This window comes from Kangsaoukella pontilimi (assembly GCF_009830125.1).
Taxonomy (GTDB): Bacteria; Pseudomonadota; Alphaproteobacteria; order Rhodobacterales; family Rhodobacteraceae; genus Kangsaoukella; species Kangsaoukella pontilimi.
In genome coordinates, this window is sequence record NZ_WUPT01000001.1 from 810,845 (window position 1) to 826,739 (window position 15,895).

Here is a 15,895-nt window from a genome sequence, read left to right on the forward strand (position 1 = left end):
GACCGCCGTCCGCGAATGCTCCGGGGTTGTTCATTCGGTCGGTCCGTGTTCAATCGGTGTCGCGACACCCGTGCATGGCCGCCCATGTGGCATGGCGGAGGGCCGCGACGGACTGAGACGGTAGGGCGTCATGACCTTGGACAACGTGCAGGACAGACGATCCGAAGGCCCCAATGCCGGCCGGCGCGGCGGCGGCCTGACGGCGCTTGCCGATCTTGCCGGACGCTGGCGGCTTGAGCGCCTCATCACTCATTCGGACGGGCGCGCCGACCGTTTCAGCGGTGAGGCGGTATTCGGATGGTCCGGACCCCGGCTGATCGAGGATCAGTCTGGCGCGCTCGAGACCGCCGAGGGGGCGAAGGTGACGGCGACGCGGCGCTATGTCTGGACGGCAGAGCCAGGCCGGATCGAAGTGCTCTTTGGCGACATGCGGCCGTTCCACACCATCCCGCTCAGGGTCGCGCGTCCTGAAACAACGCATCTCTGCCCGCCTGACCGCTATGCCGTGACCTACGATTTCACGCAGTTTCCGGACTGGACCGCGACATGGAAGGTCGAGGGGCCGCGCAAGGAGTATCGGATGACATGCCATTACAGCCCTGCCTGAGCGCGCGGCACATTGGGCGTCGCGGGCGCTTGCCGTGGCGCGGGCAGGGTGCAATAACCTGACGTGAAACACGAACCCGAAGAGGGAGCCTTCCTTATGTCGACCACACTGGCCCGCCCCGTACTGACCGAGGTCTTCGGACCGAGCGAAGGCGCGGCGCTGCGTCTGAAACAAGCCGCACTCGTGATCGCTGGCATCGCCGTTCTGGCGATCGCCGCCAAGATTCGCATCCCGATGTGGCCCGTGCCCCTGACCATGGGCACCTTTGCGGTGCTCACCATCGGCGCCGCCTATGGGCCGCGCCTGGGTGCGGCATCGATCTTTGGCTATCTTCTTGTCGGCATGATGGGCTTCGACGTCTTCTCGGGCTCTTCCGCCGAGACGAACGGTCTGGCCTACATGATGGGCGGCACCGGCGGCTATCTGGTGGGCTACCTCTTCGCCGCGCTGGCGCTCGGCTGGTTCGCCCGCAAGGGCTGGGACCGCTCGATGTCGCGCATGGGGGCGGCCATGCTGGCCGGCAACGCCATCATCTACGTGCCGGGTCTTCTCTGGCTGGGCGTGCTCTACGGCTGGGACAAGCCGATCCTCGAATGGGGGCTGACGCCGTTCCTTCTGGGAGACGCGCTCAAGCTCGCTCTGGCAGCGCTTCTGGTGCCGGCAGTCTGGAAGCTGGTGGGCAAAGCCCGCGGCTGATCCGGTTTCGGCCCTGACGGGCCGACCGACCGGGGGGCTTCCGCCCCGTCGCCCATTGGGCTCGAACCAATGGCGCCACAATGGGCGACCCCCCGGAGAGTATTTCTCCCAAGAAGAAGGACAGGCCGCGCGTGCCCATCCGTAACCGATTCTCCGAAATGCAGGACGAGATCGCCGCGTGGCGCCGGGATTTCCACGCCCATCCCGAACTTCAGTTCGAGGTGGATCGGACCGCCGGACTGATCGCGGAGCGGCTCCGCGCCTTCGGCTGCGACGAGGTTGCGACCGGTATCGGTCGAAGCGGCGTCGTCGGCGTGATCCACGGGCGCGAACGCGCTTCGGGCCGAACCGTGGGTCTTCGCGCCGACATGGACGCGCTTCCCATCTCCGAGACGACGGGTCTCGACTATGCCTCTAATGTGGCCGGGCGGATGCATGCCTGCGGCCATGACGGGCACAGCTCCATGCTGCTTGGCGCGGCAAAGTACCTGGCCGAGACGCGCGCATTCAACGGCACTGTCGTGGTGATTTTCCAGCCTGCCGAAGAGGGCGGGGGGGGCGGACGCGAGATGGTCGAGGACGGTCTCATGGACCGGTTCGGCATCGACGAGGTCTACGGGATGCACAACTGGCCGGGCCTTCCCGTCGGACGCTTCGCCATTCGTCCGGGGCCGTTCTTCGCGGCGGCCGATCTTTTCGAAATCGTGGTCGAGGGGCGCGGAGGCCACGCCGCTCACCCCCACGGCACCGTGGACCCCACCGTCGTCGCCGCGCATCTCGTGCTGGCGCTTCAGTCCATCGTCAGCCGGAACGTCGATCCCGTGAAGCAGGCGGTCGTGTCGGTCACCTCTTTCGAGACCAGCTCTCACGCTCACAACGTCATTCCCCGGAACGTGCGGCTGAAGGGGACGGTGCGCACCGTGGACCTGGCCGTTCAGGACCTGGTGGAAGAGCGGCTGACAACGCTGGCTGAAGGAACGGCCCAAGCATTCGGCGGCACGGCCAAGGTCACCTACAAGCGCAACTACCCCGTCATGATCAATGACGCCGAGGCCACCGAATACGCCCGCGCCGCCGCCGAGCGCATCGCGGGGTCTTGCGATGACGCGCCCATTTTCATGGGGGGCGAGGATTTCGCCTTCATGCTGAACGAACGGCCCGGCGCATATATTCAGGTCGGCAACGGCGACAGTGCCGACCTCCACCACCCCGAATACAACTTCAACGACGACGCGCTGCCCCACGGCTGCTCGTGGTTCGTCGAGATGGCCGAGAGCCGTCTTCCCCTCGGCTAACTGGCCGCTTCTTCTGTTCACAAATACTCAAGCGGTCGGACGCGTCAGCGTCCGACCAGCGCGAGGGGGCGAAGCCCCGGCGCAAAACCTGCTCCGGAGACGGGGAAACCTGTTTGGCAATCCCGCGACCGCTGGTCTAGAGTGCTCTGAACAAGCCCAAAGGGCGGCAGCAGGCGGTATTTGAGCGGATGGATACCCAGATCGCGATGCTCTGGATGCGGGGGCGGCTCAGCTTCCTCGAGCGGCTCTGCGTGCAGTCCTTTCTCGATGCCGGACATCATGTCGTGCTCTACAGTTACGAGCCGGTCGAGGAGGTGCCTGACGGTGTCGAGCACCGCGACGCGGGCGACATCCTCCCCGAGGACGGCTTCCTCGTCCACGAGCGCACGGGCAGCCCGGCACTCCATTCCGACCTGTTCCGCTATCGCCTTCTGGCGAATAGTGACCGGACTATCTGGGCCGATACCGACGCCTATTGTCATCGTCCGTTCCGCACCTTCGAGGGGCATCTCCACGGCTGGGAAAGCCCTTGGGACATCAATGGCGGCGTGCTGGCGCTGCCCCGCGACAGCGAAACGCTGAACGCGCTTCTGGAGTATACGCGCGACGAATACGCGATCCCCCCCTGGCACGAATTCCGCTACCGGGGAGGGCGCGGCAATGCGATCCGGGAAGCGCTGGCGACCGGGCGGCCGCTTCATGTGGGAGAGCAGCCTTGGGGCGTCTGGGGGCCGCACGCGGTCACTCATTTTCTCCAGACGACGGGGGATGTGCGGTACACGCGGCCCCAGGTTGTGCTCTATCCCTACAGCTTCAAGGAACGGCGCCAGATGCTGCGCCCGCTTGCTTCGCTCGACGCGGCGCGGCTGACTGAAGAGACGATGTCGGTTCACCTATACGGCCGGCGGATGCGGGCGCGGCTGGCCAAGGCCGATGACGGGTTCCCGAACCCGGAAAGCCTGATGGGGCGGCTTCTGCAGCGCCACAGGATCGACCCCTATCTCTTCCCGCTCAGAGAGTGCCCCGAGCCGGACCCGGACCATCCCTTCGCCCGCGTTTACCGGGAAGCGGCCGCCGGCCGGTCGATCAAGCCCTCGGCGGCGGTCCCGGAACCTGAGCCGAGTGCGCCGCCTGTCCCCTCCGAGCCGCAACCTGCAACCGGTCCGGCACCGACCCGGCCCCTCGAAAAGATCACCGCCATCACGACGATGCGGAACGAAGGGGCCTTCATCCTTGACTGGGTCGCCTACCACATGGGCGTCGGGATCACGCATTTCCTCGTCTACACCAATGACTGCGACGACCAGACCGAGGCGATCCTCGACAGGCTGTCCGAGCTCGGTGTCGCGACCCGCGTGGACAACCCCTACCAGGAGGGCGAGCGTCCACAGCGTGTCGCCCTTGCCCGGGCCGAGACACATCCCGCCGTGACGGGTGCGGATGCCTATGTGGTCATGGATGTCGACGAATACATAAATATCCATGTGGGCGAGGGGCGGCTCAGCGATCTCTTTGACGCCTCGGGCGACCCGGACATGATCTCGATGACCTGGCGCTTCTTCGGCTGCGACGGCGTTCTCGAATTCAACGACCTGCCCGTGCCCGAACAATTCACCCGAGCCGCGCCGCTGGAAACGCGAAAACCGCATCAGAACTGGGGCTTCAAAACCATCGTCCGGACAGGCGCGCCCTTCGCCCGGATCGGGGTGCACCGCCCGCTGGAACCCACAGGCGGCATGCCCCGGTGGACCAACGGCTCGGGCCGTCAGATGCCTGTCGGATATCACGAGCAGGGCTGGCGCTCGAACAAGCGGTCCTGGGGATATGACTTTGTGACACTCAACCACTATGCGACGCGCTCGCTCGATGCGTTTCTGGTCAAGCGCGACCGAGGGCGGACCAACCACGTGACCCGCGATCAGGGCATCGCCTACTGGAACACCCACAACCGCAACGACGAAGAGGACCGCTCGATCCTGAAGCGTCTGGCGCTGATGGGGCCGAAACGGGTCGAATTCGCCGCCGATCAACGGCTTTCCGAGCTGCACGAAGAGGCCGTTCGCTGGCAAAGGGAGCGGGCCCGGAGCCTGAGAGCGTCTGAGGCCCATGGCGCGCTCTACGACCGGCTGAAGGCGGATCCCACATCTCACACTGTCCCCGAGAGCGAAGACGCAGAGCAGCCGCCACAGGCCGCGCCGGTGCTCGAGCCCGCGCCTGCCGCGTCCGCACCCATCGATGTGCCCGAGCCCGCGGCGACCACGCCGGGCGGCGACCCCATCCATATCGGCGAGGCCAATGTCGCGGCCTTCGCCGCGCTTCTGAACAGGGTCGAGCATCGCTACCCGATGCTTGAGCCCACCGGCCTGACGCGGAACCCTGCAAGCACGGTTCTGGTCACGTCTATGAAGAACGAAGGCGCGTTCATCCTCGAATGGATCGCCTATCACCGCTCGATCGGCGTGGACCATTTCCTCGTCTACACCAACGATTGCGACGATCCGACCAACGATATTCTGGACAGGCTGCAGCATTTGGGACTCGTCACCCGCCGCGACAACCCCTTCAATCGCGAAGCGGGTCAGAAGCCGCAGCGCGGCGCCCTGAACGCGGCCTGGGAAGAGCCTGTTGTCCGTGAGGCCGACTGGGTTGGCGTGATCGATGTGGACGAGTTCATCAACATCCACGTGGGCGAAGGAAAACTGACGGACCTTTTCGCCGCGTGCAACGATCCGAACGTGATCTCGATGACCTGGCGGCTGTTCGGCAGCAAGGGTCAGAACCGCTATAGTGACGCCTGGATCACCGAGAATTTCATCCGTTGCGCGCCCTGCTACCTGCCACGGCCACGTCTTGGCTGGGGCTTCAAGAGCCTGATCCACAAATCGGCACCCATCGGAAAGCTGGGTGTGCACCGTCCGCTCGACCTCGACCTCGACCGTCTGGGCGAGCTCAGATGGGTTAACGGCTCGGGCCGGACGATGCCGGAGCATTCGATCCGGAATTCGACGTGGTTCTCGCGCAAGAACTCGATCGGATACCGGCTGGTCACGCTGAACCACTACATCCTCCGCTCCGCCGAAAGCTTTCTCGTCAAACGTCAGCGCGGCCGGATCAACCATGTGGATCAGGATCAGGGCCTCTTCTACTGGACGCGCCGGAACTACGGGACCGAGGTGGATGACAGCATTTTCCACCGCCTTCCCGCCGCGCGCGCGGCGCAGGAAGCGCTCTTGATGGACGCCGAACTGGCCGCGCTGCATCAATCCGCAGTCAGCTGGCACCGCAACCGGATTGCGGACCTGATGCAGGAGGCCGACTACCGCGCGCTCTACGATGCGATCACTGCCCCGGATCAGCGCGATGCCATCTTCATTCACGAGGTTTCGCCCGAGGATGACGTGGGAGAGGTGGAAGAAAAGCCCGCCCGCCAGGTTCAGGCGGCGGAGTAGGCGCTTGATCCGCATCAAGGCGGCGCTTGCGCGACTGGCTCTAGGAACGACGCCATGGAAAAGCGAATGAACATCACCGTTGCCGGGGCCGGGATCGGCGGTCTGGCTGCCGCAACCGCTCTTGCGCGCTTAGGCCACTCGGTCACCGTCGCCGAACAGGCCCCCGCCATCACCGAGGTCGGTGCCGGTATCCAGATCAGCCCCAACGGAGCAGCCGTTCTCCGGGCGCTCGGTCTGGAACAGGCGCTTGAAAACGCGGCCATCCGCGCGGATGCGGTCCGCCTGATCGACGGTCCAACGGGGCGCGAGGTGCTGACGCTCAACCTGCGCGATCATGCGCCGGACCTCGGCTGGTACTTCATCCATCGCGCCGCCCTCATCGACCTTCTGCTCAACGCGGCAAAGGCCGCAGGCGTCACCGTCGAAACCGGCCGCAGCATCGACCCGCCGCCAGCGGGCCGTGCGCTGGCCGACGACGATTTGCTGATCGGTGCCGACGGGCTGAAATCGCGCCTCCGCGCCCGTGTCGACGAAGCCTCGAAGCCGTTCTTCACCCGTCAGGTCGCGTGGCGCGCGCTGGTGCCGGGCGCGCCCGATCCGGTGGTCGAAGTTCATATGGGGCCGGGGCGGCACCTTGTGACCTACCCGTTGCAGGGCGGGCTTCGGAACATCGTCGCCGTCGAGGAACGCACCGCATGGGCGGAAGAGGGCTGGAGCCACGAAGATCACCCCGCAAACCTTCGCGGCGCGTTTCAGAGTTTTGCCGAGCCGGTTCGCCGCTGGCTGGATCAGGTCGATACCGTGCATCTCTGGGGGCTCTTTCGTCACCGCGTGGCGGACCGTTGGTACAGCGGGCAACAGGTCGTCCTGGGCGACGCCGCGCATCCGACACTTCCGTTCCTCGCGCAGGGCGCGAACCTCGCACTGGAAGATGCCTGGGCTCTGGCTGACCATGTGGCTGCCGCGCCCTTGCCCCAGGCGCTCGCTGCCTATCAGGCCGAGCGGAAACCGCGCGCCATCAGGGTGACCGAGGCCGCCACGGCCAATGCGCGGAACTATCACCTGTCCTTCCCGCCGCTCCGCTTCGCGGCGCATACGGCGCTGCGCCTTGCCGGGGCGCTCGCGCCCGCGCAGCCGCTGAAACGCTTCGACTGGCTCTATCGCCACGACGTGACGGCGCTCCGGCGCGGTGACTGACGCTCGACCCTTTTCTTTCCCCGCCACACGTGCAACCTCACCCTCATGGGCCCGGTTTCACAGGCATATCGTGCGCGTATCGACGCCGAACATCTGACCGCAGATCCCGCGCAGGAGGCGGTCCTGCCCGAATTCGACCGCATCGCCGCGGCCCTTGCCGAAGCGCCGAAGCGTCGCGGTCTCTTTTCGCGGAAACAGGTTGATGCCGTGCCGGGCCTCTATCTCTGGGGCGGGGTTGGCCGGGGCAAATCCATGCTCATGGACCTCTTTCACGACGTCACGGGGGGGGATCATTCCCGCCGGGTCCATTTCCACGCCTTCATGCAAGAGGTGCAGGCTGCGCTTCACGAGGCGCGCAAGACCGGCGTGGACGACGCAATCAAACCGGTGGCCGACAACATGGCGGACGGTCTGCGCCTTCTGTGTCTCGACGAGATGCAGATCACCGATATCGCGGATGCCATGATCGTAGGGCGCCTGTTCGAGCGGATGTTCGCGCGGGGCGTGACCGTCGTGACCACGTCCAACCGTGAGCCCGACGCGCTCTACAAGGACGGGCTGAACAGGGCGCTGTTCCTGCCCTTTATCGCTCTCCTGAAGGAGCGGATGCATGTTGTCGAACTGACCTCGCCCAACGACTACCGGCAGAACCGGCTTGCGGGCGAAGAGCGGTATTTTTTCCCGGCCGATGCCACAGCCCGTGCCGCCGTTGACGCGGTCTGGAACGACCTTTCCGGCGGACGTGCCGAGCCACTGATCCTTCACGTGAAAAGCCGCAAGGTCGAAATACCGGCCTTTGCCAATGGCGTCGCGCGCGCCCGGTTCTACGACCTCTGCGGACAGCCGCTCGGCCCTGCGGATTACCTTGCACTCGCCGAAGCGGTGCGCGTCCTGATCCTCGACGACATCCCGCGGCTCTCTTCGGAAAACTACAATCAGGCGCGCCGCTTTGTGACGCTGATCGACGCGCTCTACGAAGCGAAGGTCAAGCTGATCGCCACCGCCGCCGACACGCCCGAAAACCTCTATATCGAGGGCGAGGGCAGCTTCGAATTCGAGCGCACCGCCAGCCGCCTCCGCGAAATGCAGGCCGCCGATTGGGGCGAGGCGAGATAAGCCACGCTTTACGGAACGGCCGGTTCCACACATCATGCGTCCCATGACGCTCTCGCTCCTCGCCAATATCGCCGACCTTCTCGCAGCCCTCGGGGTGATCGGCTCTCTGCTTTTCCTCGCCTTCGAGCTGCGCCGCTCGAACCGGGACACTCGGCAGGCCAACTGGCGCGCGCTGCTCGATAGTTACCGAAGCTTCAAAGCGCTGACGAATGACCTGGCATACGCCGAATTCATTCTGCGCGCGCGGAACGACTGGCCCGATCTCAGCCCGGCCGAGAAACTGAGTTTCGAACACTATCAGGAGCAGGGCATCCACGTGATGGGGAACTTCTTCAAACACGCCTCAACCATGCCCGAGGACCTGATCGGCCTCACCGAGGCGGTCGAGGTCTGCATGGTCGATCATCTGACCGGCGCGGGCGCGCGGGCGTGGTACGCCGATAACAGGGCGCGTGGCAGGCTGATGCCCGCCACATACAGGAATATCGACGACATCCTCGCCCGAGCCGACCGCAAGGCGGAACGCGTCTGAACCAGCCTTCTTCTTGGTGAAAATACTCCGGGGGAGCGACCGGAGGGAGCGGGGGCGGAGCCCCCACCACCGCGACGCGGCGAAGCCGCGGCGCAATCTCCGTCAGGCGTTCTGGAGCGCCGAAATGATGCCGCCGAAATCGTCGGCCTTCAGGCTCGCGCCGCCCACCAGCGCGCCGTCCACATTCGACACCGCGAAGATCTCGGCGGCGTTCGATGGCTTCACCGAACCGCCGTAAAGGATGCGGATACCGTCGCCCTCGGCGCCGAATCGGTCCGACAGGCGCGCGCGGATGTCGTCATGCACCGCACCGATCTCGTCCAGCGTCGGCACTTTGCCCGTGCCGATGGCCCAGACCGGCTCGTAGGCGATGACCGTGTTGGCAGCCGTCGCCCCGTCAGGCACGGAGCCGGCAAGCTGCCCGGCCACAACGTCGATGGTCCGGCCCGCCTCGCGCTCGTCCAGCGTCTCGCCCACGCAGACGACCGCGATCAGGCCGGCCCCCCAAGCAGCCGCGGTCTTGGCCGCGACCAGCGCATCGTCCTCGCCATGGTCGGCGCGCCGCTCGGAGTGGCCCAGAATTACGTGGCTGCCACCGGCCTCGGCGATCATGTCCGCCGAAATGTCGCCTGTATGCGCGCCCGAGGCGGCGACGTGGCAATCCTGTCCGCCCACCGCGATCGACGAGCCGGAGACGCGCTCCGCCATCCGGGACAGGAGTGTTGCGGGCGGGCAGAGAAGGATATCGCACCCGGCATTGGGCCAGGCGGCAAGAAGCGCCTCGACCTCGACAAGGCTTGCGCCTATCCCGTTCATTTTCCAGTTTCCGGCGGCCAGTTTGCGCGGCATGTCGGTGTCACTCCCCATGTCAGTTCGGCGGGGAGAATGGCGACCCGCGCGGCGGCGTCAACCCTTCAGGCTGGCCTCGCGCTCGGCGGCAAGCTCTTCGACGTCCTTGAACTTGATCGATTCACCGCATCCGCAGGCATCCGCCACGTTCGGATTGCGGAAGCGGAAGCCGCTTTCCAGGAGCGAAATCTCGTAATCGATCTCGGTTCCGAAGAGGAACATCTGCGCCATGGGCGCGATCATTACGCGGGCGCCGTCCTGCTCGACGACCTCGTCCATCGGGTCGACCTCGGCGGCATAGTCCATCGTATATTCCATACCGGCGCAGCCGCCCTTCTTGACGCCGATGCGCAGGCCCTTGTGACCATCCTTTTCCATCAGCCGGGCGATCTGCTTGACCGCAGCCGGTGTCAGGGTGACCGCTTGCTTGCCGGGAATGCCGAACATGACTGCCTCCGATACCTGAGTATCAAGCTAAGATTTCTCGCCGCGAATTCCAAGGGTCACGCCGGTGGCGCGCATTACATGAAGCCCAGTTCCAACCGCGCTTCGTCGGACATCATGTCCATGCCCCAGGGCGGCTCCCAGGTCAGCTCGACATTCACCGTCTTGACGCCCGGAAGGGGTTCCACCGCATCGGCGACCCAGCCCGGCATCTCGCCCGCAACGGGACAGCCCGGCGCGGTCAGCGTCATGATGACCGTCACATCGCCCTCGTCGGTGATGTCGATCGTGTAGACCAGACCGAGATCGTAGATATTCACCGGGATCTCGGGGTCGAACACGCTCCGGCAGGCCTCGACCACGGATTCGTGCAGGGGATGCTCGGTGCTCGACGGCTTGATCAGCGGCGTGCCTTCGAGTTTCTCGTTCGTTTCCAGCGTCATGGTGGTTTTCCGCACGTTTTGTTGAGAGTTTATATAAGGAATACCCCGCAGGGCGTAAACCCGCGCCGCCAAAACTTCCCGGCATGATCACGCTTCCACCGCGCGGGCTTGGCCTTGGCCCAGAAATCGCTATTGAACGCCGGACGCGCAATGCCGGAGATCGAAGCCATGGCCGAAAAATTCGCCTTTTCGCTGAAGCGAACCGATGGCCGCGCGCGGACCGGCGTCATCTCGACGCCGCGCGGCGAGATCAGAACGCCTGCCTTCATGCCGGTGGGCACCGCGGCGACGGTCAAGGCGATGATGCCCGAGAGCGTGGCCGAAACGGGCGCGGATATCCTTCTCGGCAACACCTATCACCTGATGCTGCGCCCGACAGCCGAACGCATCGCGGCGCTTGGCGGGCTCCATCGCTTCATGAACTGGTCGAAGCCGATCCTGACCGACTCGGGCGGGTTCCAGGTGATGAGCCTTGCCGGGCTGAGAAAGCTCACCGAGGAGGGGGTGACCTTCAAGAGCCATATCGACGGTTCGCGCCACAAGCTGACGCCCGAGCGTTCGATGGAAATCCAACGCCTTCTCGGCTCGGATATCGTGATGTGTTTCGACGAGTGCCCCGCGCTGCCCGCCGACGACGCAGAGGTGGCGCGCGCCATGCGGCTGTCGATGCGGTGGGCCGAGCGATCGAAAGAGGCATTCGGCGATCGTCCGGGCCACGCGCTCTTCGGCATCCAGCAGGGGGGCGTGACCGAGGAGCTCCGTGCGGAATCCGCCGAGGCGCTGCAGGCGATCGGTTTCGATGGCTACGCGGTCGGCGGTCTGGCTGTGGGCGAGGGGCAGGAGGCGATGTTCGGCGTGCTCGATTACGCGCCGGGCCAGCTTCCCTCCGACAAGCCGCGCTATCTGATGGGTGTGGGCAAGCCCGACGACATCGTCGGCGCGGTCAAGCGCGGGATCGACATGATGGATTGTGTGCTGCCGTCGCGCTCGGGACGCACCGGGCAGGCATTCACCCGCCACGGAGTGGTCAACATCAAGAACGCGCGCCATGCGGATGATCCACGCCCGCTGGACGAGGCCTGCCGGTGCCCGGCCTGCCGGAACTACTCACGCGCCTACCTGCATCACGTCTTCCGCGCGGGCGAGATGATTTCCGGAATGCTGCTGACCTGGCACAACCTGACCTATTTTCAGGACATCATGCAGGGGATGCGCGACGCGATTTCGGAAGGCCGCTTCGACGCCTGGGAGCGAGAGTTCCACGCCGGACGCGCCGAGGGCGACATCGCGCCCCTGTGACGCAAGTCAGGCGCGGACGGTCACCGGATCGGTTGCGTCAACCCAGCTGACGAAGCGGCTCTGAAACGCTGTCGGCTGGTGGAGTCGCGCTGGCATCCTCGTGAAGAACGCCTTGACCCGCTTAAGGAAACTGCCGGGACGGCGTTTCACGATACGGCCGTGCAGTACGGTCCGGCTGAGAATTGCGCCAAGCGACACGACGAGCATCGCGGTCAGAAGCGGCATCCCGAGAATGACCGCACCAAGATCGGGGAACGCGAAGACAACCAGTGAGATCAGGAACCGCGACACCGCAACCGCCTCGATCAGGAAACGGATCGATGGGGCAAAGATGCAGACGGCAAGCGAAACGGGCACGATGACCGAGGCGTAGACGGCGCCGGTGACCACACCCGCAGGCAGGCCATAAACCACCATGTCGCTTCGCGCGTAGAAGAAGAACCCTGCCAGAAATGCGAGAATGCCCACAAAGGCCAGACGCCGGCGTTCCTGCCAGATTGACGGCAAAGCGCGTTCGATCATGTCACGCAATCCTTCGTCGTGATCACCCGAACCCCTCGGTAGAGACGCAATGCGGTCATTTTGTGGCATATTCATTAACCATATCTTACTCGAAACAATATCATCGTGGAAACGGTTCCTGCGACCAAATGGCGATCAATGTCCCGCGACCGGGGAGAAATATCGCATTTTCGGGGTTGTGCGCTTGCCGTCCGACGCCGTCGGAGGCACAGTCTTCGCAACCCGTGTTGGACGGTTGAAGCCGGGGGCAACGACCCCACATATAGAGGCCAGAGAGCGGAGAAGGCCCATCGCTGCCGATAACGGGGCGGGACCTTCTTGCCAAAGACAAGGACAACCAATGACAGAGCCATTTGACACCTCTTTTCCGGTTCTCCCGCTGCGCGACATCGTGGTCTTTCCCCACATGATCGTGCCGCTGTTCGTCGGACGCGAAAAATCGGTCCGCGCACTGGAAGAGGTGATGCAGGACGACAAGCAGATACTCTTGTCCTCCCAGATCGACCCGGCGGTCGACGACCCGACCGAAGACGGGATTTTCCGCATCGGCGTTCTCGCCAATGTGCTGCAACTGCTGAAGCTGCCCGATGGTACCGTGAAGGTGCTGGTCGAGGGGCGCGGCCGTGTCGAAATCACTGAATTCATCCAGAACGACCGCTTCTTCGAGGCCAATGCAAAACCGCTTGAAGAGGACATGGGCGACGAGGCGGCCGTGACCGCGCTGGTACGCTCGGTCGCCGAGGAATTCGAACGCTACGCCAAGGTGCGCAAGAACGTACCGGAAGAGGCGTTGGCGCAGGTCTCGGAATCCCGCGAGCCGGCCAAGCTGGCCGACCTTGTGTCCGGTCACCTGGGCGTCGAGGTGGATCAGAAGCAGAAGCTTCTGGAAACGCTCTCGGTCGCTGAACGGCTGGAGGCCGTATACGGTCTGATGCAGGGCGAGATGTCGGTCCTGCAGGTCGAGAAAAAGATCAAGACCCGCGTCAAGAGCCAGATGGAGCGAACTCAGCGCGAGTACTATCTGAACGAGCAGATGAAGGCCATTCAGAAGGAACTGGGCGAGGGTGAGGACGGCTCGAACGAGATCGCCGAACTGGAAGAGAAGATCGCCAACACGAAATTCTCGAAAGAGGCGCGCGAAAAGGCCGAGGGCGAGCTGAAAAAACTCAAGTCGATGTCTCCGATGTCGGCCGAGGCCACCGTGGTCCGCAACTATCTCGACTGGATGCTGTCGATCCCGTGGGGCACCAAGTCCCGCGTGAAGAAGGACCTTGGCCGCGCGGAAAGCGTGCTCGATGCCGATCACTATGGCCTTGAGAAGGTCAAGGAACGGATCGTTGAATATCTCGCCGTGCAGCAGCGCTCGAAGAAGCTGAAAGGCCCGATCATGTGCCTCGTCGGCCCTCCGGGTGTCGGCAAGACGTCATTGGGCAAGTCGGTGGCCAAGGCCACGGGACGCGAATTCATCCGCATCTCGCTTGGCGGCGTGCGCGATGAGAGCGAGATCCGCGGTCACCGCCGGACCTATATCGGCTCGATGCCGGGCAAGATCATCCAGGCGCTGAAAAAGGCCAAGACCACGAACCCGCTCATCCTGCTCGACGAGATCGACAAGATGGGTCAGGATTTCCGGGGCGACCCGGCATCGGCCATGCTCGAAGTGCTCGATCCGGAGCAGAACGCGACCTTCGTGGACCACTATCTTGAAGTGGAATACGACCTGTCGAACGTGATGTTCCTGACGACGGCTAACTCCTACAATATGCCGGGTCCGCTTCTGGACCGGATGGAGATCATCCCTCTCGCCGGCTACACCGAGGACGAGAAGCGCGAAATCGCCAAGCAGCATTTGATCTCGAAGCAGATCAAGAACCACGGCCTCAAGGCCAAGGAGTTCGAGCTGACGGACGCGGCGCTGACCGAGATGATCCGGACCTATACCCGCGAGGCGGGTGTCCGGAACCTCGAGCGGGAGATCGCCAAGCTGGCGCGGAAGGCCGTGACCAAGATCGTGCGCAAGGATACCGATCGGGTCGTCATCACGCCCGAGAACCTTGAAGAGTTCCTCGGCGTGAAGAAGTACCGCTATGGACTTGCTGAAAGGGAAGACCAGATCGGCGTCGTCACCGGGCTGGCCTGGACCAGCGTGGGCGGCGACCTTCTGTCGATCGAGGCACTCAGGCTGCCGGGCAAGGGCCGGATGAAGACCACCGGCAAGCTGGGCGACGTGATGAAGGAATCCATCGACGCCGCGTCAAGCTATGTCCGGTCCATCGCGCCCACGATCGGGGTCAAGCCGCCCAAATTCGACACGATGGACATCCACGTCCACGTGCCGGAAGGCGCCACGCCCAAGGACGGCCCGTCCGCTGGTCTTGCGATGGTGACCTCCATCGTATCGGTCCTGACGCAGATCCCCGTCCGCAAGGACATCGCCATGACCGGCGAGGTGACGCTTAGGGGCAACGCGCTGGCCATCGGTGGGCTGAAGGAAAAGCTGCTCGCGGCGCTCCGCGGCGGGATCAAGACGGTCCTCATTCCGGAAGAGAATGAAAAGGACCTGAGCGAGATCCCCGACAACGTGAAAGAGGGGCTGGAAATCATTCCCGTCACCCACGTGAGCGAAGTGTTGAAACACGCGCTTGTTCGTACTCCCGAGCCCATCGAGTGGGACGAGGCTGCGGAAGAGGCGGCGGCAGCGCAGCGCGCGGCCGAACAGAAAGGTCCCGGTGCGGGCGCCGTCACGCACTGAACTCGTCCTTAACAACAAAAAAGGCGCGTCCCACCCGGGCGCGCCTTTTCTTGTCGTAGGTTCGGGCCTGTGCCCGACCTGACTGGCTTAGTCAGAAGCGACTGCCGCGATGATCGCCAGCAGCATCAGCGGAATGACGAACTGCTGCGAGCCGCTGGTGGCCTCTTCGACAACGATGGTTTCATCCATCACTTCCGGTTCGGCTTCCATGATCGGTGCGTCGAGACCGCCGGCGAATGCCGAGCTGGCCACGAGAAGTGCGGCGAACGTGGTGCCAATAATACGAGTTTTCATAGTCTAGCCCCTCAAGACTGGTTACATGAGCGCCCTCTGCTCTTTTCGCTGCAGAACAGCAAGAAGGATCGCGAGAGCGACTTCGAATAATCAAATATGTAATAAAACAACCACAAAAGGCCAGAAAACACTGCGTTTTTTCAAAGGCTTGATGTCGCAGCCTCAAGTGTGTTTTGGAGGTTATTCAATTGTTAACAATGGCTTAGGTCTGTTTTGGGGTCGTTCTGCGTCTGACGCCAGAAACCCGGCGCCAGACGCGATGCGCGAGCGATATCACGCACTTGCACGCTTCAACCGAACCCGCTACATGGGCGCCGATCGGGTGATTAGCTCAGTGGTAGAGCGCTTCGTTCACATCGAAGATGTCGGGAGTTCGAATCTCTCATCACCCACCATCCTT

At 64.0% G+C, this 15,895-nt stretch carries 14 protein-coding genes and 1 tRNA gene; 10 read left to right on the forward strand and 5 right to left on the reverse strand.

The annotated features are described in order from the left end of the window. Window positions 1-130 precede the first annotated feature (130 nt). The 7 genes from GQ651_RS04090 to GQ651_RS04120 all read left to right on the forward strand — a co-directional run bounded on the left by GQ651_RS04090 (window position 131) and on the right by GQ651_RS04120 (window position 8,892). Window positions 131-607 (forward strand): DUF6314 family protein, encoded by a 477-nt coding sequence (locus GQ651_RS04090; RefSeq protein WP_160762930.1) that lies wholly within the window; start codon window positions 131-133, stop codon window positions 605-607. Window positions 608-703: 96 nt separating this feature from the next. Continuing rightward, on the forward strand, window positions 704-1,303 hold the full coding sequence (locus tag GQ651_RS04095) for a biotin transporter BioY (RefSeq protein ID WP_160762931.1): 600 nt from the start codon (window positions 704-706) through the stop codon (window positions 1,301-1,303). 131 nt (window positions 1,304-1,434) lie between these two features. Then, window positions 1,435-2,598, forward strand: coding sequence for a M20 aminoacylase family protein (locus tag GQ651_RS04100; protein WP_160763936.1), 1,164 nt, complete (start codon window positions 1,435-1,437; stop codon window positions 2,596-2,598). Between the two features lie 188 nt (window positions 2,599-2,786). Further along, complete coding sequence (locus GQ651_RS04105) at window positions 2,787-6,047, forward strand: glycosyltransferase family 2 protein (RefSeq protein WP_160762932.1); 3,261 nt, start codon at window positions 2,787-2,789, stop codon at window positions 6,045-6,047. 54 nt (window positions 6,048-6,101) lie between these two features. Further along, entirely contained in the window at window positions 6,102-7,244 is a 1,143-nt protein-coding gene (locus tag GQ651_RS04110) for an FAD-dependent monooxygenase (protein ID WP_160762933.1), read from the forward strand. Between the two features lie 45 nt (window positions 7,245-7,289). After that, window positions 7,290-8,360, forward strand: a complete 1,071-nt coding sequence (gene zapE / locus GQ651_RS04115) for a cell division protein ZapE (RefSeq protein WP_160762934.1) — start codon at window positions 7,290-7,292, stop codon at window positions 8,358-8,360. Window positions 8,361-8,403: 43 nt separating this feature from the next. Beyond that, entirely contained in the window at window positions 8,404-8,892 is a 489-nt protein-coding gene (locus GQ651_RS04120; protein ID WP_160762935.1) for a hypothetical protein, read from the forward strand. A gap of 102 nt (window positions 8,893-8,994) precedes the next feature. Here the strand turns inward: GQ651_RS04120 and tpiA are convergent, their stop codons facing one another. The 3 genes from tpiA to GQ651_RS04135 form a co-directional block, all read right to left on the reverse strand. Continuing rightward, window positions 8,995-9,741 carry a triose-phosphate isomerase gene (gene tpiA, locus GQ651_RS04125; RefSeq protein ID WP_160762936.1) on the reverse strand — a complete coding sequence of 249 codons (747 nt, stop codon included), beginning with the start codon at window positions 9,739-9,741 and terminating at the stop codon, window positions 8,995-8,997. A 57-nt stretch (window positions 9,742-9,798) separates the two neighbouring features. Next, entirely contained in the window at window positions 9,799-10,188 is a 390-nt protein-coding gene (locus GQ651_RS04130; RefSeq protein ID WP_160762937.1) for a HesB/IscA family protein, read from the reverse strand. 74 nt (window positions 10,189-10,262) lie between these two features. Then, on the reverse strand, window positions 10,263-10,628 hold the full coding sequence (locus GQ651_RS04135; protein ID WP_160762938.1) for an SUF system Fe-S cluster assembly protein: 366 nt from the start codon (window positions 10,626-10,628) through the stop codon (window positions 10,263-10,265). 168 nt (window positions 10,629-10,796) lie between these two features. Between GQ651_RS04135 and tgt the strand changes: the two genes are divergently transcribed. Then, window positions 10,797-11,927, forward strand: a complete 1,131-nt coding sequence (gene tgt / locus GQ651_RS04140) for a tRNA guanosine(34) transglycosylase Tgt (protein WP_160763937.1) — start codon at window positions 10,797-10,799, stop codon at window positions 11,925-11,927. A gap of 6 nt (window positions 11,928-11,933) precedes the next feature. On the opposite strand, the gene GQ651_RS04145 is transcribed toward tgt, so the two are convergent. Next, window positions 11,934-12,449, reverse strand: coding sequence for a hypothetical protein (locus tag GQ651_RS04145; RefSeq protein ID WP_160762939.1), 516 nt, complete (start codon window positions 12,447-12,449; stop codon window positions 11,934-11,936). A gap of 340 nt (window positions 12,450-12,789) precedes the next feature. Between GQ651_RS04145 and lon the strand changes: the two genes are divergently transcribed. Further along, entirely contained in the window at window positions 12,790-15,201 is a 2,412-nt protein-coding gene (lon, locus tag GQ651_RS04150) for an endopeptidase La (protein WP_160762940.1), read from the forward strand. Between the two features lie 87 nt (window positions 15,202-15,288). Here lon and GQ651_RS04155 read toward each other — a convergent pair whose 3' ends face one another. Further along, window positions 15,289-15,495 (reverse strand): hypothetical protein, encoded by a 207-nt coding sequence (locus GQ651_RS04155; protein WP_160762941.1) that lies wholly within the window; start codon window positions 15,493-15,495, stop codon window positions 15,289-15,291. A 320-nt stretch (window positions 15,496-15,815) separates the two neighbouring features. Here GQ651_RS04155 and GQ651_RS04160 point away from each other — a divergent pair. After that, window positions 15,816-15,890, forward strand: a tRNA-Val gene (locus tag GQ651_RS04160). Window positions 15,891-15,895: the final 5 nt, after the last annotated feature.